Here is a 21568-nt window from a genome sequence, read left to right on the forward strand (position 1 = left end):
GATCGCCCGCTACGGCAAAAGCAAAATAGCGCGCCTGATGCGGGACGCAGGCATCGTGCGCAACCGATTGAAGATCGAAGGCGCCATCGCCAACGCGCGCGCGTTCCTGGATGTGCGGGACGAATTCGGGAGTTTCGCCCGCTACATGTGGGATTTCGTCGACGGCCGCCCGATTCAGAACCGCTGGAAGACCCTGCGCCAGATTCCCGCTGCCACGCGCGAATCGGACGCCATGAGCAAGGACATGAAAAAGCGCCGGTTCAAGTTCGTCGGCTCGACCATCTGCTACGCCCATATGCAGGCCTGCGGCATGGTCAACGACCACCTGGTCGATTGCTTCCGCCACCGCGAGGTCGCGCGGGCGAATCCCCGCGCGCAATATTAAATTCTGCGCCTCTATCGGGGCGCGCATGGGGTGTTGAAGGTCCGGGAGTCGCGGAATTCCGCCGTTCCTTGCGAACCCTTCATTGCAAGATTGGGAAGTTCAAATCCTCTCGTCGGGACCGTATAATGACCGCCGAATTGACGGCGACGGATTTAAGGTCATGAACGAAATCGTCTTTCAGGTGGAGGAAGCCCCCGAGGGGGGGTTCACCGCCCGCGCGCTCGGCGCTTCGATCTTCACCGAGGCGGATACCTTGGATGCTCTGCGCGCGGCCGTGCGCGACGCCGTCGCCTGTCATTTCGATCCGGCCGAGCGGCCCGGAGTCATTCGCCTGCATTTCGTCCGCGACGAACTCCTCACGGCATGAGGCTTCCCCGCGATTTGAGCGGGGACACCCTCGCCCGATCCCTCCGGCAATTCGGATACGAAACCACTCGCCAAACCGGAAGCCACCTGCGGCTAACGACGCACCGGGGCGGCGAACATCACATCACAATCCCCCGCCATGCCGCGCTTCGCGTCAATAACTCAATTTTTCTATGGAACTAGGTGTTGTTGTCTCATTGATCGAATTGATCAGATTATTTGCGAACAATTTTCTCGATCAGCAAGGACCTTTCAATCCAATAAATAGATTTCCAACAATGTCTAAATTCTAGCCGCCTGGAATCGATATGCCCCTTCGATAAATGGCATCGCCTGCATTAGTTCGGCCGTAGTGGTAATCTTGATTCGAAGTTTTAAATCCCTCCAGCCATGAGATTCGGGAATTGTTGTTGTAATGCTGGTCGGATCTGGAACACTAACATCGATTAGATGTAATATGATCGCTGATCGCTGAACTTTAACTTCCAGAAAAACTTTACCACCGGGAAGTTTATAAGCGATCCGTTGGCCGGGAGTACAGATTTCTGCTTCACCCAAGCGGTTATCCAATTTAATTATATCTTGCCGAAGCTGATATAATAATTGCCGTCTGGCTTCGTCAGTATACGAAGCGTGATCGTTAAAAGTGACGGAGGATTTAGGAGAAATGCGAGGTTTCACGCGATTCGAATTTCCCGGTGCAATTATTTTCAATTCTCCCGTATCGCTTTCTCGATCTTTTAGTTCCATTGATTGATCAAAGGAATACGAGAACTCTTCTGGCTTTTCAATTTTTCCAATCTCCTTTGCCACCTCGCTGATCACTTTAATCGCCGTTTTTAATGGAATCACAAAAAATTCACGATTAGTCGAAGAGCGAAAGGACGAAAGTTTCTGATGAACCAAGCGTTCGGCTTTTTCACAATCAACTACTTGTTCTTCATAAAGGACTTCGAAATTTTGAGGCACGCCTGTGGCAGAAGAAATTTCTGCCGCCCGAAGCTCAGGAGTCTTCGTGGTTTTCCCGATCTTGTAATGATCTTTTTGAAAGGCTCGATTAAATAAAATATAGATATAGCCCTCAGACATTATGGCATCCCTAAAACTCGTCCTGTATTAAATACACGGTGGGAATTTTTCTATTTATTGCAATTTTATTCGATAGCAGCAAGCCCTCACCCCCTTCGGCGACCAGCGGCGGATTGTCCACCAGAGCAGGACGAGGCCGCACCGCGCGGCTCGAACCCGCGCGCGCCTTAAGGTCGGCCGTCGCCCCGTCTCCTGCTCCCCGTTGCCTAAGTGGTACCGCCGGGAGTATCATAGATTATGACCCGGGCGTGGAAGACGCTGGCCGCCATGCGGGCCAACCCCAAGGCGGATTGGCGCATGGCGGAACTGGAAACCGTCGCCACGGCCGTCGGCGTTTCCGTCCGCAAGTCGGGCGGAAGCCATGTCGTCTTCCGCGCGCCGACGGGGGCAAAGTTGACGGTACCGGCGCGCCGTCCGATCAAGCCCGTCTATGTCCGCCTGTTTGTCGCCTTCATCGAGGAAGCCGCAGGAGTCCGAAATGGCTAGAGGCCCCGAATACCCCTTCGTCATCACGCCGCTCGAACGCGCGGACGGCGGGGGGTACCTGATCGAGTTTCCCGACCTGCCCGGCTGCGTTTCCGACGGCGAGACGCCCGAGAAGGCCATCGCCAGCGGTCGCGCGGCGGTGCGCGCCTGGATCGCCGCCGCCAAGGCGCATCGCGATCCTGTGCCGCCGCCGTCGGCGCGCGCGACCTATAGCGGCAAGTGGCAAATCCGCATGGCGCGGTCGCTGCACCACCGGCTGGCGGAGCGCGCGAAGGCGGAAGGCGTCAGCCTGAACGTGTTCGCCACCACCATCCTCGCCGAGGCCCTGGGTCGCCCGGCGCGCTCGCGCCAAGACCGGAAGATCCGGCGCGCGGGCGAATCGTCGCGCGAAGGCGCGCCTACCGGCGCGACGCGCGCATAAAATAATGCGCCTCTATCGGGGCGCGCGGCCTGAGCGTGCCTACCCCTTCGGCGGCCAGCGGCGGATCATCCACCAGAGAAGAACGAGTCCCGGCAGCGCCGCCAGCGTCGAGACGACGAAGAACCACGTCCACTCCATCCGGTCGGCGAGCCAGCCCGCGCCCGAGGACATGGCGGTGCGCGAAAACGCCATCAGCGACGTCAGCAGCGCATACTGGGTCGCGGTGTAGGCGCGGTTGCAGAGGCTGGAGAGATAGGCGACGAACGCCGCCGTGCCCATGCCGGTGGTCACGTTCTCGACCGCGATGGTGACGGCGAGCATGGCGAGATCGCGCCCGACCCAGGCCTGGACCACGAACACCAGGTTGGACGCCGCCATCAGGATGCCACACGCGAACAGGCCCCACATCAGGCCGGTGCGCGCGAGCAGGATGCCGCCCAGGAATCCTCCGCCCAAGGTCGCGGCGACGCCGAACACCTTCACCACCTCGGCGATCTCGGTCTTGGTGAAGCCGATGGTGCCGAGGAAGAACGGCATCTTCATCACCGCCAGCACCTGGTCGCCGAATTTGTAGAGGAGAATGAAGGCGAGAATCGCGAGCCAGCCTTCGCGCTTGGTGAAATCGGCCAAGGGCGCGATGGCGGCGACGTGGAACGAGCCCAGGAACGCGCGCAGCGTCTTCGCGCCCTCGGGAATTCGGCGGGCGAGCCATGCCGGCGGTTCCACGGCGACCTTCGGCGGTGCGGGCGGTTCCGGGTTCGCGAGAATGGCGACGACGCCGACCCCAACCGCGGCGGCCATGACCAGAAACGCGGTTTCCCACGGCACCAGATCCGCCAGCACCAGGCCGCCCGCCGCGCTCGCGAGCTGGCCGACGCGCCAGCCGAACACGGCGGTGGCGGCGCCGGCGGCGAAGCGGCGCTCGTCCAGCACCTCGACCCGGTAGGCGTCGACCACGATGTCCTGGGAGGCGGACGCGAACGCGACCAGCAGCGCCAAGGCCGCCACCGTCCACGGCGCCGCCTTGGGATCGGGAACGCCGAGGGCGAAGATAACAACGAATAGCAGGAATTGCGTCGCCAGCACCCAGGCGCGCCGGCGGCCGAGCGCCGCCGACAGAAACGGCAGGCGCGCGTGGTCCATCAACGGCGCCCATACGAATTTGAGCGAATAAGGAAGGCTCACCAGCGCGAACAGGCCGATGGCGGTCTTGCTCAGGCCGGCTTCGACCAGGCGCGCGGTCAAGGGTTCCGCCAGCACGCCGAACGGAAGGCCGCTCGAAAACCCGAGAAACAGCAAAGACAGCACGCGCCGGTCGGCGTAGACTCTAAGCGCGTCGGTCCAGCCGGGTCGGGAAACGGCTCCGCTCACGCGCGCGCCCCCGCGGGTGCGAGCAGTTCGTCGGCCGCCGCCAGCGCCGACGCCATCGGAATTTGGGCGATGCAGGGAAAGGCCGCGCCACGTTCACGTTCGCGCGTGCAATTCCAGAAACAGTGGTAGCACTCGAGCGGAACGCTCAAGAAGCGCGCGGTCGCGGGCGTGAGTTCCTTCGGATACGGCACGAATTCGCCGAAATGCCCGCCGCCCACGAACACCACCGTCGGCCGGCCGAGCGCGATGGCGAGGTGCGCCGGGCCCGAATCGTTGCTGACGACAAGCCGGGCGCTCTTCATCAAATCCATCAGGCGGGAAAGCCCGGTCTTGCCCCGCCAGTCATGGATGCCGGGTTCGGCGAGGAGGCGCGCGAATTCGGGATGGTCGGCGTGCGCCGGAGCCAGGCCGACGAACACGCAAGCGAGGCCCCTGTCGCGCAAGGCGCGCGCCAAGGCGACGTAGGACTCGATCGGCCAGCGCCGGCCGGGTTCGTTGGCGCCGGCGTTGAAGAGCGCGTAGGCGCGGGAGCCGTCGAGCGGCGCGGGCAACGGTTCGCCCCGCCACGCGATGCGGGGAATTTGGGGCGCGATGGCGCGCCCCGCGATCGCCGAGACGAAACGGAAATGCCGGACGATCTCATGGTCCGGATAGGCGCCGGTATCGACGACCCGGGAGGCGTAACTCAGATAATAGCGGTATTCGGCGCGGGTCTTTTCGCTGACGTAAGGATAGGACATCGCCGCCTCGGGCGCGGCCGAGACGTAGGCGAGCGCGTCCGCCATCAGCGCGCGGCGGAAAAAGGCGTCGACCGCGACCGCGCGCGCGTTGATCCGCCGCACCTTGAGCGCGGTCAAAAACCGGTACAACGGGCGGCGCGCGAAGCGATGCTCGTCGATGGTGACGACGCGGTAGCCTTCGAACACCTGCGGCGCGATCTCGCGCCAACTGGCGCAACCGAGCACGGTGATTTCGGATGGCGCGACGCCGAACGCATCGGCGTAATGGTCGAGGGCCGCGCGGAACAGCACCATGTCGCCGATGCCGTCCATGCGCACGACCAGAAGCCCGCGCTTTTCGCCGCCAACCGGGAAATGCCGCGCGATCCAATCGAGAAAACGGAATATCCGCCAGCGCCGGCGCATGCCCGCGGGCGCCAGGCGCCAGAAGGGCGAGACGCGGAACGATTCCGCCGGCAATACGCGCCCGATTCCCTGCCCGTCGATCGCGCTCGGCGCCATGCCCCGTCCTTCCCGAATCGCGATTATACGGCGCGAAAGGCCGCGCGGGGAGGTCCGTCGCGCGGCGATTGCGCCTATTCGGCGCGGTATTTCTGGAGCAGTTCGGTCAGCAGCCGCGACGTTTCGGTCATGTGCTGTTCGAGCAGGCTGACGACCGCGTTGGCGTTGCGCACCTTATAGGCCGCCAGGATCGCCCGATGCTCGGCCTGCGCCTGCTTGCGATAGTCGGAACCGGTGATCAGCACCCGGATGAAACGGTCGATCCGGGCGTCAAGCGTCTCGATCATGGTCGAAAGACGCGGGCGGGCGGCGCGCTCGTAAAGAGTGGAATGGAAGCGCCAATTCAATTCCATCCAGCGCGCGACATCGTCGGTGCGTTCGGAATCCTTCAGCGCCCTGTCCGCGCGCGCGAAAATATCCGCGTCCGCCAAAGGCAGCGCCCAGCGCACCGCCTGGGTTTCGAGGACGCAACGGATTTCGAGCAACTCGCGCGCCTCTTCCGGAGACAGGTCGCTCACCGTCGCGCCGCGATTGGGCCGAAGGGTGACCAAGCCTTGCGCCGAAAGATGGCGCAAAGCTTCCCGCACCGGGATATGGCTGACGCCGAAGCGTTCGGCGATGGCGTCCTGGCGGAGCGGACTTCCGGCGGGAAGCCCGCCGCCGAGAATTTCGTCGCGCAGAGATTGCGCGATCCGGTCGGCGGCGGACAGCGAATGGTTGGGCTGAGATTCGGACGACATGGTTGAATCGTATATAAAATCGCCTCTTAAAGCGAGAGGCTGGGATTTGAGCCACAAAAACAGAAGATTATCTTTGTTTATATAACCAATTGATGAAAAACATATAATTATGTCGATCCCGCGCCGAATCCGTTAGGCGGGCAAATTTATTTAATATATGATTTTTCTCGTTCGGGCGAAGGAAGCGTCGAACATCCGTGCCCGGATTCAACGCAGAGGAGGACCGCATGATCACCGCCATCGTCCGCTACAAGCTGCCGGCGTCGATCGGCTACGACGAATGCCGCGCGCATTTCCACAAGATCGCGCCCAACTTCAGGACCGCCAAGGGGCTCATCAGCAAGCACTTCATCTGGCGCGAAAACGGTACCGCCGGCGGCGTCTATCAATGGGAATCGCTCGCCGACGCCAAGGCGTTCTATTCCGGCCCGTGGCTGAAGGGCATTCTCGATCGCTACGGCCAGTATCCGGAAATCGAGTACTACGAAGTGTTCGCGCTGACCGACAATTCGAAGGGCAGCGTGGAAAAATTCGAGGACCCAGCCCACGCCGCGCAACGCAAGGCATCCTGAAAAATCGCCGATTCATAAAGATTCAACCAATCCAGGGAGCATTCCATGATCAAGCGACGTTCATTCATCAAGCACACCGCCACCGCCGCAGTCGCGGCGGCCGGGGCGGCCGCCTTTCCCAAGCCGGCGCTCAGCCAGGGACGGATGGAATGGCGGATGGTGACCGCCTGGCCGAAGGGCCTGCCCGGCCTCGGCTCCGGCGCCGACCGGCTCGGCCAACGCATCACCGCCATGTCGGGCGGGCGGCTTTCGATCCGCGTGTTCGCCGCCGGCGAACTGGTGCCCGGCCTGCAGACCTTCGAGGCGGTGCAAAGCGGCACCGCCGAGATGGGCCATGACACGCCTGGATTCCATCTCGGCAAAAACCGCGCGTTCGCCTATTTCTTCGGCGCGCCGTTCGGCATGTCCTACTCCGAACACGTCGCGTGGCTCGATCACGGCGGTGGCCAGGCCCTGTGGGACGAACTCAGCGCGCAATTCGGCATCAAGAGTTTCGCCATCGGCAACATCGGCACGCCGCCTTTCGGCTGGTTCAAGAAGGAACTGAAGACGGCCGACGATTTCAAGGGCATCAAGATGCGCATGCCCGGCATCGGCACCGAGATGATCCGCCGGCTCGGTGCGGTGCCGACCCTGATGGCGCCCGGCGACTTGTTCCCGGCATTGCAGGCGGGCACGTTGGACGCGACCGACTTCACCGGCCCGGCCAACGACATGGCGCTCGGATTCCACCAAGTCTGCAAGTTCGTCTACTGGCCGGGGATCCAGAAGCCGGGCGCGGTTCAGCAGGTCGTCATCAAGAAAGAGAAGTACGACGCGCTGCCGAACGACCTCAAGGAAGTCGTCAAGATCGCCTGCCAGGCCGCGCACCAGGACATGCTCGCCGAATACAATTGGATCAACGCCAAGGCGGCGAAGGTCCTGCGCGAAAGTCACTCCGTCAAGTTCCTGACCTTGCCGAACGATCTTCTGGTCGCGCTCGGCAACACCGCCGGACAGCTCTTGATGGAGGAGCGCGAGAAGCTCGATCCCCTCGGCAAGAAGATTTGGGAATCCTACTTCAAGGCGCGCACGGACCTGATGGCGTTGAGCGACAACGCCGATCGCGGGCTCTACAACGCGCGCTTGCTGAACATCAAATACCCGACCTGACCCGGCGCACGTGACTTCGACCGGGATTCTCGCGCGGCTTGCCGCCCGACTCGACGTCTTCACGGCGTGGGTCGGGCGGATCGTCGCCTATCTGTGCGTGGCGACGGTATTGATCTGCTTCGCCAACGTCTATCTGCGCTACGCGCTCGGCGTCGGATTCGTCTGGTTGCAGGAATCCTACATCTGGACCCATTGCGCCGCGATCATGTTCGGATCGTCCTACGCGATCCTTCAAGGCGGTTTCGTGCGCGTCGACATGTTCTACAACCGCATGAGCGCGCGAGGCAAAGCGTGGGTCGATCTGTTCGGCACGATCGCGTTCCTGGCGCCGTTCCTGCTGATGATGATGTTTTCCGGTTGGTCGTTCTTCCTGGCTTCCTGGAAAATGAACGAGCGCTCGGCCTACGAAAGCGGGCTTTCGGGTGTCTACCTGCTCAAGGGCACGATCCTGATATTCGCGTTTCTGGTCGGCGTGCAGGCGCTCGCCATCATGCTCCGCTCCGTGCTCACGCTGCTGGACCGCGCGCCGGCCGCCAAGCCGGCCGGGTCGCCCGAGAGGACCTGAACGGGGCCGGCCATGAGCACCATCCTGATCGGCGAAATCCTCTCGGTCGCGATGTTCGTCGGTTTGATCGGCGCACTCATGCTCGGCTATCCGATCGCTTTCACGCTGCCCGGGGTCGCGCTCGTGTTCGCGTTGATCGGTTGGGCGTTCGGGGCTTTCGACCTCACCTACTTCAACGCGCTGCCGCTGCGCTATTGGGGCATCAACACCAACGAAGTGCTGATCGCGGTGCCGCTGTTCATCATCATGGGGGTGATGCTGGAACGATCGCGCCTCGCGGAAAACCTGCTCACCACCATGGGCGAGCTGTTCGGCGAACTGCGCGGCGGACTCGGCATTTCGACCATTATCGTCGCCACCTTGCTCGCCGCCTCGACCGGGATCGTCGGCGCGACCGTGGTCACCATGGGTCTGATCAGCCTGCCCGCGATGCTCAAGGCGGGTTACGACAAGCGCCTCTCCACCGGCCTGATCTGCGCCTCGGGCACGCTCTGCCAGATCGTTCCGCCGTCCACCATCCTCGTGTTCCTCGCCGTCATCCTGCAAAGCGCCCACAGCCAGGCGCAGATGGCCAAGGGCAACTTCAACCCGACCACGCTCTCGGTCGGCGATCTGTTCGCCGGGGCGTTTTTTCCCGGCTTGGCACTGGCCGGGCTTTATATCGTCTGGGTCGCGCTCAATGCCCTCTTCCGACCGGCGAGCGCGCCCGCCCTCAAGCTTACGGCCGAGGAAAAGCGCGGGCTCGGCGGCCGGGTGGTGGTGGCGCTGCTGCCGCCTTTGATGCTGATCGCGGCGGTGCTGGGTTCGATCATCGCCGGGGTCGCGACCCCGACCGAGGCGGCATCCGTCGGCGCGATCGGCGCGGTTCTGCTCACCCTGGTCAAGATTCTCTCCGAGCATTTCGCCAAGCGTCTAGCGGCCGAAGCGGTGCAGCACGGCCTATTCTGGTTCTGGGTCGCGTTCTTCGCCTTGACCATCGGCCTTGCCCTGTTCGCCGGCGCGTTCGGGGTTTTGACGCTCGCCGTCGTCGGTCTGACCGGCGGCATCGCGGCCGCGACCGTCATCCCCGAAGTTCGCCGCCAGTTCTACAACATCCTCGACGAAGTCAGCCGTTCGAGTCTGGTCATGACCGCGATGGTGTTCGTGATCTTCATGGGCGCGAGCGTGTTTTCGGTCGTCTTCACCCGTCTCGGCGGCGAAACCCTGGTCCACCAGTTTCTCGCCGCCATGCCCGGCGGCGTTCACGGCGCGCTGTTCATCGTCATGCTGGTGATGTTCGTGCTCGGCTGCTTTCTCGATCCGTTCGAGATCATCTTCGTCGTGGTGCCGATCGTCGCGCCGGTCCTGCTCAAGATGGATGTCGATCCGATCTGGTTCGCGGTTCTGATCGGGATCAATCTTCAGACCAGCTATCTCACCCCGCCGTTCGGTTTTTCATTGTTCTTCCTGCGCGGCGTCGCGCCGCCCGTAGTCACCACCGGCGACATCTATCGCGGCATCGCGCCCTACGTCGCGATTCAGGCGATCGCGCTCGGCATCGTCTGGATTTATCCGCCGCTCGCGCTCTGGCTGCCGAAAGCGATCTACGGCTGAGCAAACGGGTCGCGCTCAGTCCGGGACCGATGGAGCGGCGGGGCGCGCGCGCAACCGCAAGGCTCGCCGGCCGCGGGGCAGGGGCGGCGGTAAACGATCCCCGCAACCGGCGTCAATGCATACGGTCGATAAGAGTTACGCCAAGGCCCGGCCCCTCCGGCACCTTGATGGTCATCGCCTGGTGGTCCCACACGTCCTCGACGATGTCGCGGCGATGCAGCAGGACGCCGGCGAACAGATCGCTGGCGTAGCGGATGTGGCTGGTCGACGCCGCCAGGTGGGCCCCGGCGGCGATTCCGGGCCCGAGTTCCATGTTGCTGCCGACGATGACCGTGAGGTTCGCGGCCTTGGCCACCGCCGCCACCTTGCGCGCCTTGTGGATGCCGCCGACCTTGCCGAGCTTGATGTTGATGATGTCGGCGGCATCGGCGTCGATGATGCGATGCACGTCCTCGAGGCTCATCGCCGATTCGTCGGCGAGGATCGGTACCGGCAGCGCGTGACGCAGCCGCGCCATGCCGGCGATGTCGGCGCTTCGGCAAGGCTGCTCGATCATCTCGAGGTCGTATTCCACGAGCTTACTCAAGAAGCGGATGCCGTGGTCGACGGTATAGGCGGTGTTGGCGTCGATTCGTATCGCGGGCTCCGGCCCAAGCCCGGCACGCAAAAGACGGACCTTCTCATGGTCGTCGCGGTCATTGTGGCCGATCTTGACCTTGAACACGCGGTAGCCTTCCTGGAAGCGCGCCAAGCCTTCGGCCACTGTCTCCCGTACACCCTTGATGCCGATGACCCAGGTGCAGTCGATACGCACGCGCACCTTGCCGCCGATCAATCGATAGACCGGCATGTCGAGCGATTTGCCCATGACGTCGTGGCAGGCGAAGTCGATCGCCGCCTTGGCCGAGCTGATACCGGCCAACTCGGCGTCCATCGCCTCGACGATCGCCTCGATGTCGAAGGGATCATGGCCGACGAGGGTTGGCGCCAAGTAGTTGATGGCGGACAGTATGATATCTCCGGTTTCGCCCATGAAGGCCGGAATCGTCGAAACGGAACCGACGCCGGTGACGCCACCGTCGGTTTCGACGAAGGCCAGAATGTGCTCGCATTCTTCCATCGTCTGGGTGGCGATGGCGAACGGTTCGATCAGCGGCACGCGGACGATGCGTCCGCCGACGCGCGTGATCCTCGGGCTCATGCTTGCCGTCTACGCCGCCCGCGTCCAGACGCGCGGCCACAGGTCCGAATCCAGAGGACCGCCGGCGGGAATGTTCGGCTCCCATAGCATCGGTTGAATGTTGGGGCGCGGATAGTAGACCGCGTCGTCGCCGGCCCAGCGCGTGATGTAGGCGCGCCGGCGCCGGTCCGGGCGCGTGTTGCCGGGCGCGCCGTGTACGGTGAGCGCGTGATGCACGGTGCAATCGCCGGGCTTGAGTTCGTATTGGGCGAACTGAAGTTCGCTCCGCATGTTCTCGATGTCCGGCACCGGCGGAAGGTCTTCCGTGTAACGGCCATCGCCGAGAAAAGCCTCGGCCTTGAAACGCTTGTTCCATCTATGCGAGCCTTTCACGTACTCGACCGCGCCGGTTTCCTTGGTCACGTCGTCGAGCGCGAGCCAGAGCGTGCATACCTGCGAACCGTTCACCGGCCAATAGGTCAGGTCGTGGTGCCACATCGTGCGTTCGCGCGTCTTTGGTTCCTTGATCAGAAACTGGTCGAAAAAAATATTGATCTTCTTCGAACGCATGATGGTGCCGACGATCTCGGCCGCCGGGGAGCCGAAGATGAAGTCCTTGAAGCCGTCGTGGCGCGGCCACAGGAAGGTGTTGTTGTAGAAGCGCCCGCTGTCGCCCTTCTTGGCCAGTTCCTGCTGCATCTTGCCGGGCGTGCTCATGTCCCAATCGGCGAGTTCGCGCAGGCGCTCGATCCAGTCCCGGTCGAACATGTCTTTCAAGAAGATCACGCCGTCGCGATGATAGGCTTCGATCTCTTCCTCGGTGATCGGTCGTGCAAGTGTGCGATTCATTCTTTTTCTCCCTCCTAAGATAATAAGATAAGAAGCGAGGGCCGCGCGATTCTCGGCGCGGCCCCACGCTTTCACATACCGTCTACTCGGCGGCGGCCGACGCCCCCTTCGGCTTGCCGTAGTAGAGATCCAGGGTTGACTTGTCCGACGGCTTGGTAAGCTTGCTGACCACGTACAGCAGGACGAACGAGGCTCCTACCCCCCACAGGTAGGACATGATCTTGAGCGGATTCTTGTAGTAGATGTCGAGCAGGATGTAGGTCAGAAAACCGCCGAAGATCGAGGCGATTGCCCCCCAGGTCGTGGCCCAGCGCCAATAGAGAGCAGCAATGATCGGCACCGCGAACGCAGCGACCACGCCGCCGCCGAAATAGATCACGAGATTGGCAATCAGTTTTGGGGGCTGAAACGCGAGGACGAGCACCAGAATGCCGATGCCACCCGCGACAGCATACGCCAACCGCATCAGAAATACGTCGCTCGCTTTCGGATTGATGTAGCGCTGATAGATGTCCCGCACGATGGTGCCGCTCATCTCCAAGAGGAGCGAGTCGACCGTCGACATCACCGCCGCAAACGGCGCGGCAAGGGCGATGCCGACGAACCATATCGGCAACGTGGCCATGTAGATGTTCGGAATGGCGACGTCGGGCGCGATCCCCGGGAATATGGTTCGGGTGCCGGCGCCCATGTAGAACATGGGCACGTAGAAAATCAGCGCCATGATGCTGCCGATGATCAGGCCTTGATGGATAGTCTTCGAGTTCTTCGCCGCTAGAAACCGGACCGCCGTGGCCGGGTTGGCGACCGCCAGCCAGACCCAGAGAATCCAGAAGGAGATCAACATGCTGGGCGGCAGCCATTCTTTCGGTCCCGGACCGAACACAAGACCGGGATCCTCCGTAAGCAGCTTCGTGGTGATTTTCTCGAAGCCGCCGCCGAAGACGACAAACGCGGGAAACACCATCAGCAGGCCCAATAACATGAAGGCGCCCTGGACGAAGTCGGTCCACGCGACGGCGCGGAATCCGCCAATCACGACGGTAACGGCGACGACGCCGCCGAACAGCAAGACACCAACGTAGTAGGGGACGCCCGACACCGTTTGAAGGATGCGGGCCGCGCCGGCGAATTGACCTATCATGAACGCGATGAAGAATATGATGATCGCGATGGCGGCGCCGAACGAGACCAGCGGGTGGTCGAACCGTCTGCGCAGAACTTCGGTGAATGTCAGGGCGCCGGTCCGATGTCCGATGACCGCCATGCGCTTGCCGATCAGCGCAAAGGTCAGATAGGCCATGGTGATCTGGTTGATGCCCGTCATCACGACGGTCAGCCCGTTTCGATAAGCCAGGCCCGGATAGCCGATGAACGTGCCGGCGGAGGCGAACGTGGCCATGAACGTGAATGCCAGGATCAAGGGTCCGACGGAGCGGCCAGCGACGAAGAATTCATCCATGAACGAGCCGCCGCGCGCCACCGATTCCGCCATTGCCTTGCGCGCCCAGATAGCCACGCCAACCGTGATCACCATGTAGATGGCGAACGGCAGAACGATTTCCAGTTTCATTTGAATTCGACCTCCTGGAAGTGGCGCCGCACGATGTAGACGAGGGCGACAAAGAAGACGATGGCGGGAATGACGCCACCGAACAGGTACCAGCTCGGTAATCCCAGGGGATAGCCGAAGGGGTCGGTCGTCCGGTTGTAGCCAATCAGCAGGAACGTACCGATCATCACCGTCGATTGGACGACCCAGAAGATTAGGATGAATTTTGCTTCGCGCACACAGACGAGGAAACCGGGATCGATGTCCTTGTCTCGCTCGGATGGATTTTCTGCCACGATGGCCTCCTAGATATTGTGATCCGCCAGCAACGCCGGGGTTTGCGCCCGCCGGCGCGGGGGTAAGCTGCCGTTCGGTTCGACGAAGTCTCCGTCAGAGAGACGCCTTTCTTTTCGAGGCGCTGAGTATAATTGTATTTATTTGTATCGTGCACAACGCGATGCGGGTTTTTCCGTTCCGCACCGTCACTGAAGTTCCGTGACCGGCAGCCGGTCCATGCCGTGCTTTTTGGCGTACGCGGCGATGACTCGGATCGCCTCCGTGATACGATCGGCGTTGGTGGAACGGGGTTTGTACTCGGCGAGGATCGCGTCCATTCGAACCCGCGCCCGCGCGTAGGCATCCATGCCGTTCGATTCCTCGAATTCGCGGCGGGTGCCGCGGTCGACGATTTCCGACGGCAGGTGCGCCTCGGTGCGAAACCACTTGAGCGTATGCGGCGCCGACATGAAGCCCTGGGTCGTCGTGCCGCGCTCGAGAATGACGTCCAGCGCAAGCGCCTCCTCCGAGACGTCGATGCCGCGTACCATGCGCTTGGCCATGCCGCATATCTCGTTGTCGAGAAGCAGCTTCTCCGGGCTCATGACGTTGGCGTACTCGACGTTGCCGGAGCCGCGGATCATGTTGATGCCGGCCAGCGCCATCAAGGTGAGCGCGCTGCCCGATTCCTGGCCGGCCTGGTAATCGACCCGCTTGGAATCGGCGCGGCCGGTGTTGGTGGCGCACGGTAGTTTGAGCCGCTTGGCGATCTGGCCGATGCTCGCACCCATCATCACCGCCTCGGGCGAGGCCTGGCAGGCGGTGCCCTTGCGCATGTCCATGATCGACGGGCCGCCACCGAAGAGCAGCCCGTGACCGGGCCGGAAGCATTGACTGACGACAAGCGAGCCAAGATTCTCGGCCGTGTGCTGGACGAGAGTGCCCGCGAGCGTCACCGGCGACGAGCCGCCGGCGAGCGGGATGGGAATCAGCATCGTCGGCAGGTTGTGCTCGGCGCAGTACGCCAGATTGACCGCGACGATCTCGGTGAGCCCGAGCGGCGAGGAAGGATTGAGACCGATCACGGCGATCGGCCGTCTTTCGAGCGCCTCCCGGCCTCCCGCCACCGCGGACAGCAACTCGTGGGTTACGGCGATATCATCGGTGCTAAGCGCGCTGGTGAACAGTGGCTTGGGCGAGAACAACATGCATAGAAAGCTTCGATACGCGGCGGCCACCGGCTTCGCGACATCGTTCACGACCAGCGAGCCGCTGACAAAATCGATGTAATTGCAGCGATTGCCAACTTTGATCAGATCAACCATGTCCTTCGTCATCGCCTGACGGCAACCGCGCACGCGGGTATCGTAGACGTAAGACACCGACGAATCGGGAAGGTAGTGGACGTTGTCGCCGGTCAGCCGTAGCGGTTCGCGGTCGTCCTGGCCGTAGACGGTGATTGCCGCTGGCGTCGTCTTCAGGCAGCGCTCCACGAGGCTTCGCCGCATCATCACGCGGCCGTCGGCGACGGTGGCGCCATCGTGGTCGCCGACGCGTTTCAGCGCGCGTTCGTCGCCGACATGGATTCCGACCTTGTCGAGGACAGCGAAGGCGGCGTCGATAATGCGATCGATCTCGGCATCCTTAAGAAAGGCGAGTCGCTTCACCATGCGGCGTCCTCCGGACAACGTCTCACGCGAGGCCGAGCAAGGCCTTGGCCTTGCGCACGCCGTCGACGGCGTCCGAGCCGTAGGCGTCGGCGCCGATCTCGCTCGCCCAGTCGTCGTTGGCCACCGCCCCGCCGACAATCACCTTGACCGCGTCCCTAAGCGCCGACGCCCGCAGCGCCTCGATGACCTGGCGCTGAACCTCCATGGTCGTCGTCAGCAGGGCGGAGAGTCCGACGATCTGGGGCTTCTCGCGGCGCACGGTTTCGACGAAACGCTCGGTCGGCACGTTGTTGCCGAGGTTGACGACGCGGAACCCGGCGGCGGTGAAGGTCATCGAGACCAGATTCTGGCCGAGATCGTGCAAGTCCCCCTTGACCGTACCAATTACCAGCGTGCCCAGGTTCTTGACCGCGGTGCCCGAGGCATCGATCGCGGGCTTGAGAAGATCCATGGCCTTGCGGAAGATTTCCCCACCCATGACGAGCTCGGGGATGAATTTTTGGCAGGTGGCGAACTCGTCACCCAGCCGATCGAGGCCGCGCATCAATTCGGCGAGGGTGTCGTGGGGCGAGTCCTTTCGCGTGAGACGATCGCGAACCCAATTCAGAACGCCGTCCTCGTCGAGGTCGGCGATCGCCTTCGCCACATCGAAATCGACGTTACCCTGCATGGTGCAGCCCCCCCTTGGTGGTTGACCGGGCCCAGAGAGCGCCGCTGTCGCACGTCACGGCGACCATCCGGCGTACACCGACAGCAATGCTGGGCCTGGACGTATATCAAAACAAGTGACAATTCTTTATATTCAAATATCACGGAAAACGATCGGTAATGAGATTTGATTGCACCTTTGCATCTCCCAGACCACGGGCAAGGTAGTCCATAGGAAAGCGACGGGAACGATGAACCTAAAGCAACTCGAAACGCTGTACTGGATCGGCCGGCTCGGCAATTTTCGAGCAGTCGCCGAACACTTGAACACCACGCAATCCAACGTGTCGATGCGCATCCTGCGCTTCGAGGAATATCTCGGCGAAAGGCTCTTTCATCGCACGTTGGGGATGCCGCGCCTCACGCAAAAGGGGCGTGCGATGATGGATATTGCCGAGCGCGCCGTCGAACTCTCGCTCGATATCCGCCGCGTGTCGGGAATCCCAATGCCCCTCACGGGCACGGTCAAATTGGGAGTCAGCGAGATTATCGCGTTGACCTGGCTGCCAAAGTTCATGACTCGCTTGCAAGGCGCGTTTCCGGGTCTAACCGTCACGCTCGATATGGACTTTACAGACAGCATGCGCCGTAAGCTCGAGAACGGTGACCTCGATCTCATTTTGGTGCCGGGACCGATCGGTCTTCCCGGCATCCGTACGGAATATCTGGGCAGCGTCGCCTATCGCTGGATCGCGGCGCGGAGCCTTCGGCTTCCGCAGCGCTGCTTCTCGGCTTCGGACATCGCACGCTTGTCGATCATTACGCTTCCTCGGACATCGATTCTCCATGCCGTTGCGGAAAAATGGTTTAAAGACGGCAACGCGCGGGCGCCGCGCGTCTATGCATGCAACAGCTTGAGTCTCGTATCGACCCTTGTTGGGAGCGGGCTTGGGATCAGCCTCTTGCCCTACGACATCGTGACGGGTCTCGTGAATCGGCGGCGGGTAAAGGCGCTCGATACGATGCCAGCAATGGTGCCCATTAAATACTATGCCGCCTACGTCGCGTCCAAGGACGACACTATAATCCAGACCATCGCCAAGCTCGCGCGGCGCGCCAGTACCCTTCCCAACAGACCGGAGATAACAATTCTTCCAAGGAAATAATCGTTCTTCCGAGCCAGCGGCGCGTCGGGCCGCTCGCGCTCTGGCTGCCGAAAGCGATCTACGGCTGACTTAAGCGTCCGCGGCCGCCTCGGCCGCGCGTTCCGCCCTCTTGCGCGCGTTGGGATCGAGCAGGCGCTTGCGCAGCCGGATGCTCCTGGGCGTCACCTCGACCAGCTCGTCGTCGGCGATGTAGGTGATCGCGTCTTCCAGCGTGAGGCGCCGGGGCGGCGTCAGGCGGATGGCGTCGTCCTTGCCGGCGGCGCGGATGTTGGTGAGCTGCTTGGTCTTGAGCGGATTGACCTCGAGGTCGTTGTCGCGGCTGTGCTCGCCGACGATCATGCCGGCGTAGACCTTGACCCCGGGATCGACGAACAGCGCGCCGCGCCCCTCCAGGTTGTTGAGGGCGTAGGCGACCGTTTCGCCGGTGGCGTTGGAAATCAGCACGCCGTTGCGCCGCCCGGGAATCGCCCCCCGCCACGGCCCGTAGCCGTGGTAAAGGCGGCTCATCACGCCGGTGCCGCGGGTTTCGGTCAGAAACTCGCCGTGATAGCCGATCAGACCGCGCGACGGCGCCAGGAACGAGAGCCGCGTTTTACCGCCGCCCGAGGGGCGCATTTCGCGCAACTCCGCCTTGCGCACGCTCATCGCCTCGACCACGATGCCGGCGAAGGCCTCGTCCACGTCGATCAATACTTCTTCCATCGGTTCCAGCTTCTGGCCGTTGTCCTCGCGGATCAGCACGCGCGGGCGGCTGATGGACAATTCGTAGCCCTCGCGGCGCATGGTCTCGATCAGGACGCCCAACTGCAATTCGCCCCTTCCTGCGACTTCGAACGCTTCCGCGTCGGCGGTTTCGCGCACGCGGATGGCGACGTTGCCCTCGGCCTCGCGCCAAAGCCGCTCGCGGATCTGGCGCGAGGTGACCTTGGAACCTTCCTGTCCGGCGAAGGGCGAATCGTTGATGGAAAAAGTCATGGCCAGCGTCGGCGGATCGACCGGCTCGGCGTGGATGGGCGTATCGACTTCGAGGGCGCAGACAGTGTCGGCCACACTCGCCGTCGAAAGGCCGGCGATGGCGACGATGTCACCCGCTTCCGCGCGCTCGGCCGCGTCGCGCCGGAGCCCGCGAAAGAGCAGCAGCTTGGTCAGCCGCGCCCGTTCGATCTCGCGGCCGTCGCGGGCGAGCGCCTTGACCGTCGTGTTGGGCGCGACCGAGCCCGATTGAATCCGCCCGGTGAGCACGCGCCCGAGGAACGAATCGTATTCGAGGGTGGTGACGAGCATGGAGAACGGCTTGTCCGGCTCCACCTTGGGCGGCGGCACATGGGCGACGATGCGATCGAACAGCGGCGCGAGATTCTCGCCCTTGGTCGCGGAATCCGTGCTCGCCCAGCCGTCGCGCCCGACCGCGTAGAGAACCGGAAAATCGAGCTGTTCCGGGCTCGCGTCCAGGGCCACGAACAGATCGAAAATCTCGTTCAGCACTTCGTCGACGCGCGCGTCGGGGCGGTCGACCTTGTTGATGACGACGATGGGCTTGAGCCCGAATTTGAGCGCCTTGGCGGTGACGAACTTGGTTTGCGGCATCGGCCCCTCGGCCGCGTCGACCAGCAGCAGGGCGCCGTCGACCATGCCGAGAATCCGTTCGACCTCGCCGCCGAAATCGGCGTGGCCGGGCGTATCGACGATGTTGATGCGCACGTCGCCCCACAGGACCGAGGTGCACTTGGCGAGAATGGTGATGCCGCGCTCGCGTTCCAGGTCGCCGGAATCGAGCGCCCGTTCGGCGACCTTCTGGTGGGCGCGGAATGCCCCGCTCTGGCGGAGCAGCGCGTCGACCAACGTCGTCTTGCCGTGGTCGACGTGCGCGATAATGGCGATGTTGCGAAGTTTCATGACCGGCGGCGGAGCGGCAAAATTTCTAGAGCGCGCCGAGACGATCGGCGATCAGCGCCTTGAGCGGCGCCTCGGGCCGGGCGCCGAAATGCCCGATGGCCTCGGCCGCGGCGATGGCCCCGGCGCGCGCGGCGCGGGCCAGACCGAATCCGTGGGTGAAGCCGTAAAGGAATCCGGCGGCGAAGGCGTCGCCCGCGCCGGTGGTGTCGACCACCTTCGCGACCGGCTCGGCGTCGATCACGTGAACCTCGTCGCCCGCGATCACGACCGCGCCCTTGGCGCTGCGGGTCAGCACCGCGACCTGGCAGTGGCCGCGAACCTTTTGCAAGGCGTCGTCGAACGCCGATACCTGATAGAGCGATTTGATTTCTTCCTCGTTGGCGAACAGAAGATCGACGTGCCGCTCGACCAAATCCCGGAAATCGGCGCGGTGGCGGTCGACGCAGAAAGGATCGGAGAGCGAGAGCGCCACCAGCCGGCCGGCGTCGTTGGCGGCCTTGGCCGCCTTGCGGAACGCTTCCTTGGCGGCGGGCGGATCCCAAAGGTACCCTTCCAGGTACACGATCTTGGAATCCGCGATCATCCCGACGTCGATGTCCTCGGGCGCGAGGCCGACCGACGCGCCGAGAAACGTCTGCATGGTGCGTTGCGCGTCCGGGGTAACGAAAATGAGGCAGCGCGCGGTCGGCGCGCCGCGCGAAGCGGGCAACGTTTCGAACGCGACGCCGAGGGCGCGGATGTCGTGCGCGAACACCTTGCCGAGTTGGTCGTCGCGCACCTTGCCGACGAAGCCGTAATGTCCGCCGATCGAGGCAAGCGCGGCGATGGTGTTGGCGGCCGAGCCGCCGGAACATTCCCGCCCCGGTCCCATGGCGGCGTAGAGGCGCTCGGCGGCGGCCTCGTCGATCAGGGTCATCGCTCCCTTGGTCAGGCCGTGCCGGTCGATGAACGAATCCTCGGCGCGCGCGAGCACGTCGACGATCGCGTTGCCGATGCCGACGACATCGTGGCGGGCAGGGGCGAAATGTGGCTTCATGGGCGGCGGGAGTATAGTCTTGCGCGTCCCACCCTCAAGGCCGATCTTGTCCGGGTATCGCGCCTGGAACCGTTCATGATCCGCGCCTATATCGCCGCCGCCCGACAACTGTTCGACCCGGACGTCCGCTCGTCGGTCTGGCGTGCGCTGACGCTCGCCGTGGGCGCGACATTCCTATTGTGGATCGGCACGTGGTTCGCGCTGCCGTGGCTGGCGCTGTCCGGCATCCCGTGGCTCGATACCCTGGCCCAGGCCCTCGGCGCGGCCGGGGTGTTCGTGGTGAGCTGGCTGCTGTTTCCCGGATTCGTCAGCGCCGGCATCGCGTTTTTCCTCGAACACACGGCGGACGCGGTCGAGCGCCGGCACTACCCGAACCTCGTGCCGGCGCGTGCGCAAGGCGTGTTCGAAATGGCTCTCGAATCGGCCCGGTTTCTCGCCGTCGTTATTCTGGTCAACCTGGCTTTGCTGCCCTTTTTGTTCGTGCCGCCGGTATTCCCTTTTGTTTTCTATCCGGCGAACGGGTATCTTCTCGGGCGCGAATATTTCGAATTGGTGGCGGCCCGCCGCATCGATACCGACCGCGTCCGCGCGCTCCGGCGACGGAATCGGTGGGCGGTATGGGCGGCGGGAACGGTCGCGGCGCTGATGCTGACGGTTCCGGTCCTCAACCTGATCGCGCCGGTAATCGCGACCGCCGCCATGGTGCATCTGTTCCATGCTTGGTGGAACAGGCCAGAGCCAGCGAAGGAGATCGAGTGATGTTTCCGCGCGACAAGAACGGACCGTCCGAAGACCCCGCCTCCGGCACCGCGCCGGACGATCAGGCGCCGCCGCTGAAGCCTTTTTCCCGGCGCGGCAGCCACATGCCGCGCCAGCCCGCGCCGCCGAGCCCCGACGCCGCCCGTCGCCTGGCGCAGCCGATTCCGCCCCGGCGCGGCGAATCGACCCGACTCGATTCGCCCGACGCGCGCCGCCTCGTGGTCGGGCGCGAAATCGGCCTCAACGGGGAGATCACGTCGTGCGACCGTCTGGTGGTCGAGGGCCGGGTCGAGGCGACGCTGGTCGGCGCGCGCATGCTCGAAGTCGCGCCGGGCGGATTTTTCCGCGGGCGCGCCGAAGTCAAGGAGGCCGAAATCGCCGGCGTGTTCGACGGCGAATTGACCGCGACCGAGCGCCTGTTGATCCGCACCGGCGGGAAGGTTTCGGGCTCCGTGCGCTACGGCCGCGTGGTCATCGAATCGGGCGGCGAGATCGGCGGCGACATGCAGGCGTTGCCGCCCGACGCCGCGCGCGGTTCCTGAACGCCCGCGCTCC

General features: G+C 63.3%; 24 protein-coding genes. 12 read left to right on the forward strand and 12 right to left on the reverse strand.

The features are described 5' to 3' along the window. From FJ311_07320 to FJ311_07330, 3 genes are all read left to right on the forward strand, one after another. On the forward strand, window positions 1-385 hold a 385-nt coding region (locus tag FJ311_07320; protein ID MBM3951247.1), incomplete at its 5' end, for a DNA-3-methyladenine glycosylase I. 160 nt (window positions 386-545) lie between these two features. Next, complete coding sequence (locus FJ311_07325; GenBank protein MBM3951248.1) at window positions 546-752, forward strand: 2-oxoisovalerate dehydrogenase; 207 nt, start codon at window positions 546-548, stop codon at window positions 750-752. Continuing rightward, window positions 749-934, forward strand: a complete 186-nt coding sequence (locus FJ311_07330) for a type II toxin-antitoxin system HicA family toxin (GenBank protein ID MBM3951249.1) — start codon at window positions 749-751, stop codon at window positions 932-934. The genes FJ311_07325 and FJ311_07330 overlap by 4 nt, the downstream gene beginning before the upstream one ends. Window positions 935-1033: 99 nt before the next feature. Here the strand turns inward: FJ311_07330 and FJ311_07335 are convergent, their stop codons facing one another. Then, on the reverse strand, window positions 1034-1840 hold the full coding sequence (locus FJ311_07335) for a GIY-YIG nuclease family protein (GenBank protein ID MBM3951250.1): 807 nt from the start codon (window positions 1838-1840) through the stop codon (window positions 1034-1036). Between the two features lie 237 nt (window positions 1841-2077). On the opposite strand from FJ311_07335, the gene FJ311_07340 reads away from it, so the two are divergent. Together FJ311_07340 and FJ311_07345 are read left to right on the forward strand one after the other, a co-directional pair. Next, a complete protein-coding gene (locus FJ311_07340; protein MBM3951251.1) occupies window positions 2078-2326 on the forward strand; it encodes a type II toxin-antitoxin system HicA family toxin in 249 nt (82 codons plus the stop codon). Next, window positions 2319-2747 carry a type II toxin-antitoxin system HicB family antitoxin gene (locus tag FJ311_07345; protein MBM3951252.1) on the forward strand — a complete coding sequence of 143 codons (429 nt, stop codon included), beginning with the start codon at window positions 2319-2321 and terminating at the stop codon, window positions 2745-2747. Before FJ311_07340 ends, FJ311_07345 begins: the two co-directional genes overlap by 8 nt. A gap of 39 nt (window positions 2748-2786) precedes the next feature. On the opposite strand, the gene FJ311_07350 is transcribed toward FJ311_07345, so the two are convergent. From FJ311_07350 to FJ311_07360, 3 genes are all read right to left on the reverse strand, one after another. Then, window positions 2787-4055 carry an AmpG family muropeptide MFS transporter gene (locus FJ311_07350; protein MBM3951253.1) on the reverse strand — a complete coding sequence of 423 codons (1269 nt, stop codon included), beginning with the start codon at window positions 4053-4055 and terminating at the stop codon, window positions 2787-2789. 59 nt (window positions 4056-4114) lie between these two features. Next, a complete protein-coding gene (locus tag FJ311_07355; protein ID MBM3951254.1) occupies window positions 4115-5359 on the reverse strand; it encodes a glycosyltransferase family 9 protein in 1245 nt (414 codons plus the stop codon). A gap of 74 nt (window positions 5360-5433) precedes the next feature. Then, window positions 5434-6099 (reverse strand): GntR family transcriptional regulator, encoded by a 666-nt coding sequence (locus FJ311_07360; GenBank protein ID MBM3951255.1) that lies wholly within the window; start codon window positions 6097-6099, stop codon window positions 5434-5436. Window positions 6100-6326: 227 nt separating this feature from the next. On the opposite strand from FJ311_07360, the gene FJ311_07365 reads away from it, so the two are divergent. From FJ311_07365 to FJ311_07380, 4 genes are read left to right on the forward strand one after another with little or no spacing between them, the layout of a single operon-like run. Next, window positions 6327-6671 carry a hypothetical protein gene (locus FJ311_07365; GenBank protein ID MBM3951256.1) on the forward strand — a complete coding sequence of 115 codons (345 nt, stop codon included), beginning with the start codon at window positions 6327-6329 and terminating at the stop codon, window positions 6669-6671. Window positions 6672-6719: 48 nt separating this feature from the next. Then, complete coding sequence (locus tag FJ311_07370; GenBank protein ID MBM3951257.1) at window positions 6720-7823, forward strand: TRAP transporter substrate-binding protein; 1104 nt, start codon at window positions 6720-6722, stop codon at window positions 7821-7823. Between the two features lie 10 nt (window positions 7824-7833). Next, window positions 7834-8388 carry a TRAP transporter small permease subunit gene (locus FJ311_07375; protein ID MBM3951258.1) on the forward strand — a complete coding sequence of 185 codons (555 nt, stop codon included), beginning with the start codon at window positions 7834-7836 and terminating at the stop codon, window positions 8386-8388. A gap of 12 nt (window positions 8389-8400) precedes the next feature. Further along, on the forward strand, window positions 8401-9981 hold the full coding sequence (locus FJ311_07380) for a TRAP transporter large permease subunit (protein ID MBM3951259.1): 1581 nt from the start codon (window positions 8401-8403) through the stop codon (window positions 9979-9981). Window positions 9982-10093: 112 nt separating this feature from the next. Here the strand turns inward: FJ311_07380 and FJ311_07385 are convergent, their stop codons facing one another. The 6 genes from FJ311_07385 to FJ311_07410 form a co-directional block, all read right to left on the reverse strand. Beyond that, window positions 10094-11182 carry a hypothetical protein gene (locus tag FJ311_07385; protein ID MBM3951260.1) on the reverse strand — a complete coding sequence of 363 codons (1089 nt, stop codon included), beginning with the start codon at window positions 11180-11182 and terminating at the stop codon, window positions 10094-10096. Between the two features lie 9 nt (window positions 11183-11191). Then, complete coding sequence (locus tag FJ311_07390) at window positions 11192-12010, reverse strand: phytanoyl-CoA dioxygenase family protein (protein ID MBM3951261.1); 819 nt, start codon at window positions 12008-12010, stop codon at window positions 11192-11194. Between the two features lie 82 nt (window positions 12011-12092). After that, window positions 12093-13583 (reverse strand): sodium/pantothenate symporter, encoded by a 1491-nt coding sequence (gene panF, locus FJ311_07395; protein MBM3951262.1) that lies wholly within the window; start codon window positions 13581-13583, stop codon window positions 12093-12095. Further along, window positions 13580-13861, reverse strand: a complete 282-nt coding sequence (locus FJ311_07400) for a DUF997 family protein (GenBank protein MBM3951263.1) — start codon at window positions 13859-13861, stop codon at window positions 13580-13582. The genes panF and FJ311_07400 overlap by 4 nt, the downstream gene beginning before the upstream one ends. A 183-nt stretch (window positions 13862-14044) precedes the next feature. Next, entirely contained in the window at window positions 14045-15508 is a 1464-nt protein-coding gene (locus FJ311_07405) for a hypothetical protein (protein ID MBM3951264.1), read from the reverse strand. A gap of 22 nt (window positions 15509-15530) precedes the next feature. After that, window positions 15531-16178 (reverse strand): cobalamin-binding protein, encoded by a 648-nt coding sequence (locus FJ311_07410; protein ID MBM3951265.1) that lies wholly within the window; start codon window positions 16176-16178, stop codon window positions 15531-15533. A gap of 229 nt (window positions 16179-16407) precedes the next feature. On the opposite strand from FJ311_07410, the gene FJ311_07415 reads away from it, so the two are divergent. Further along, window positions 16408-17322, forward strand: a complete 915-nt coding sequence (locus FJ311_07415; protein MBM3951266.1) for a LysR family transcriptional regulator — start codon at window positions 16408-16410, stop codon at window positions 17320-17322. A gap of 69 nt (window positions 17323-17391) precedes the next feature. Here the strand turns inward: FJ311_07415 and typA are convergent, their stop codons facing one another. Next, window positions 17392-19218 (reverse strand): translational GTPase TypA, encoded by a 1827-nt coding sequence (typA, locus tag FJ311_07420; protein ID MBM3951267.1) that lies wholly within the window; start codon window positions 19216-19218, stop codon window positions 17392-17394. 25 nt (window positions 19219-19243) lie between these two features. After that, entirely contained in the window at window positions 19244-20254 is a 1011-nt protein-coding gene (locus tag FJ311_07425; protein ID MBM3951268.1) for an adenosine kinase, read from the reverse strand. On the opposite strand from FJ311_07425, the gene FJ311_07430 reads away from it, so the two are divergent. Both FJ311_07430 and FJ311_07435 read left to right on the forward strand, forming a co-directional pair. Next, window positions 20243-21013, forward strand: a complete 771-nt coding sequence (locus FJ311_07430; GenBank protein ID MBM3951269.1) for a hypothetical protein — start codon at window positions 20243-20245, stop codon at window positions 21011-21013. The genes FJ311_07425 and FJ311_07430 overlap by 12 nt on opposite strands. Further along, on the forward strand, window positions 20872-21555 hold the full coding sequence (locus FJ311_07435) for a polymer-forming cytoskeletal protein (GenBank protein MBM3951270.1): 684 nt from the start codon (window positions 20872-20874) through the stop codon (window positions 21553-21555). Before FJ311_07430 ends, FJ311_07435 begins: the two co-directional genes overlap by 142 nt. Window positions 21556-21568: the final 13 nt, after the last annotated feature.

This window comes from Rhodospirillales bacterium, from assembly GCA_016872535.1.
Classification (GTDB): Bacteria; Pseudomonadota; Alphaproteobacteria; order Rhodospirillales; family 2-12-FULL-67-15; genus 2-12-FULL-67-15.

Bases quoted from the DNA above. Each gene is read 5' to 3' on its own strand.
- FJ311_07430 (MBM3951269.1), top strand. From the start codon at position 20,243: ATGTGGCTTCATGGGCGGCGGGAGTATAGTCTTGCGCGTCCCACCCTC.
- FJ311_07360 (MBM3951255.1), bottom strand. From the start codon at position 6,099: ATGTCGTCCGAATCTCAGCCCAACCATTCGCTGTCCGCCGCCGACCGG.
- FJ311_07330 (MBM3951249.1), top strand. From the start codon at position 749: ATGAGGCTTCCCCGCGATTTGAGCGGGGACACCCTCGCCCGATCCCTC.
- FJ311_07325 (MBM3951248.1), top strand. From the start codon at position 546: ATGAACGAAATCGTCTTTCAGGTGGAGGAAGCCCCCGAGGGGGGGTTC.
- FJ311_07345 (MBM3951252.1), top strand. From the start codon at position 2,319: ATGGCTAGAGGCCCCGAATACCCCTTCGTCATCACGCCGCTCGAACGC.
- FJ311_07355 (MBM3951254.1), bottom strand. From the start codon at position 5,359: ATGGCGCCGAGCGCGATCGACGGGCAGGGAATCGGGCGCGTATTGCCG.
- FJ311_07340 (MBM3951251.1), top strand. From the start codon at position 2,078: ATGACCCGGGCGTGGAAGACGCTGGCCGCCATGCGGGCCAACCCCAAG.
- FJ311_07415 (MBM3951266.1), top strand. From the start codon at position 16,408: ATGAACCTAAAGCAACTCGAAACGCTGTACTGGATCGGCCGGCTCGGC.
- FJ311_07335 (MBM3951250.1), bottom strand. From the start codon at position 1,840: ATGTCTGAGGGCTATATCTATATTTTATTTAATCGAGCCTTTCAAAAA.
- FJ311_07425 (MBM3951268.1), bottom strand. From the start codon at position 20,254: ATGAAGCCACATTTCGCCCCTGCCCGCCACGATGTCGTCGGCATCGGC.
- FJ311_07405 (MBM3951264.1), bottom strand. From the start codon at position 15,508: ATGGTGAAGCGACTCGCCTTTCTTAAGGATGCCGAGATCGATCGCATT.
- FJ311_07435 (MBM3951270.1), top strand. From the start codon at position 20,872: ATGGGCGGCGGGAACGGTCGCGGCGCTGATGCTGACGGTTCCGGTCCT.
- FJ311_07365 (MBM3951256.1), top strand. From the start codon at position 6,327: ATGATCACCGCCATCGTCCGCTACAAGCTGCCGGCGTCGATCGGCTAC.
- FJ311_07390 (MBM3951261.1), bottom strand. From the start codon at position 12,010: ATGAATCGCACACTTGCACGACCGATCACCGAGGAAGAGATCGAAGCC.
- FJ311_07385 (MBM3951260.1), bottom strand. From the start codon at position 11,182: ATGAGCCCGAGGATCACGCGCGTCGGCGGACGCATCGTCCGCGTGCCG.
- panF (MBM3951262.1), bottom strand. From the start codon at position 13,583: ATGAAACTGGAAATCGTTCTGCCGTTCGCCATCTACATGGTGATCACG.
- FJ311_07380 (MBM3951259.1), top strand. From the start codon at position 8,401: ATGAGCACCATCCTGATCGGCGAAATCCTCTCGGTCGCGATGTTCGTC.
- typA (MBM3951267.1), bottom strand. From the start codon at position 19,218: ATGAAACTTCGCAACATCGCCATTATCGCGCACGTCGACCACGGCAAG.
- FJ311_07410 (MBM3951265.1), bottom strand. From the start codon at position 16,178: ATGCAGGGTAACGTCGATTTCGATGTGGCGAAGGCGATCGCCGACCTC.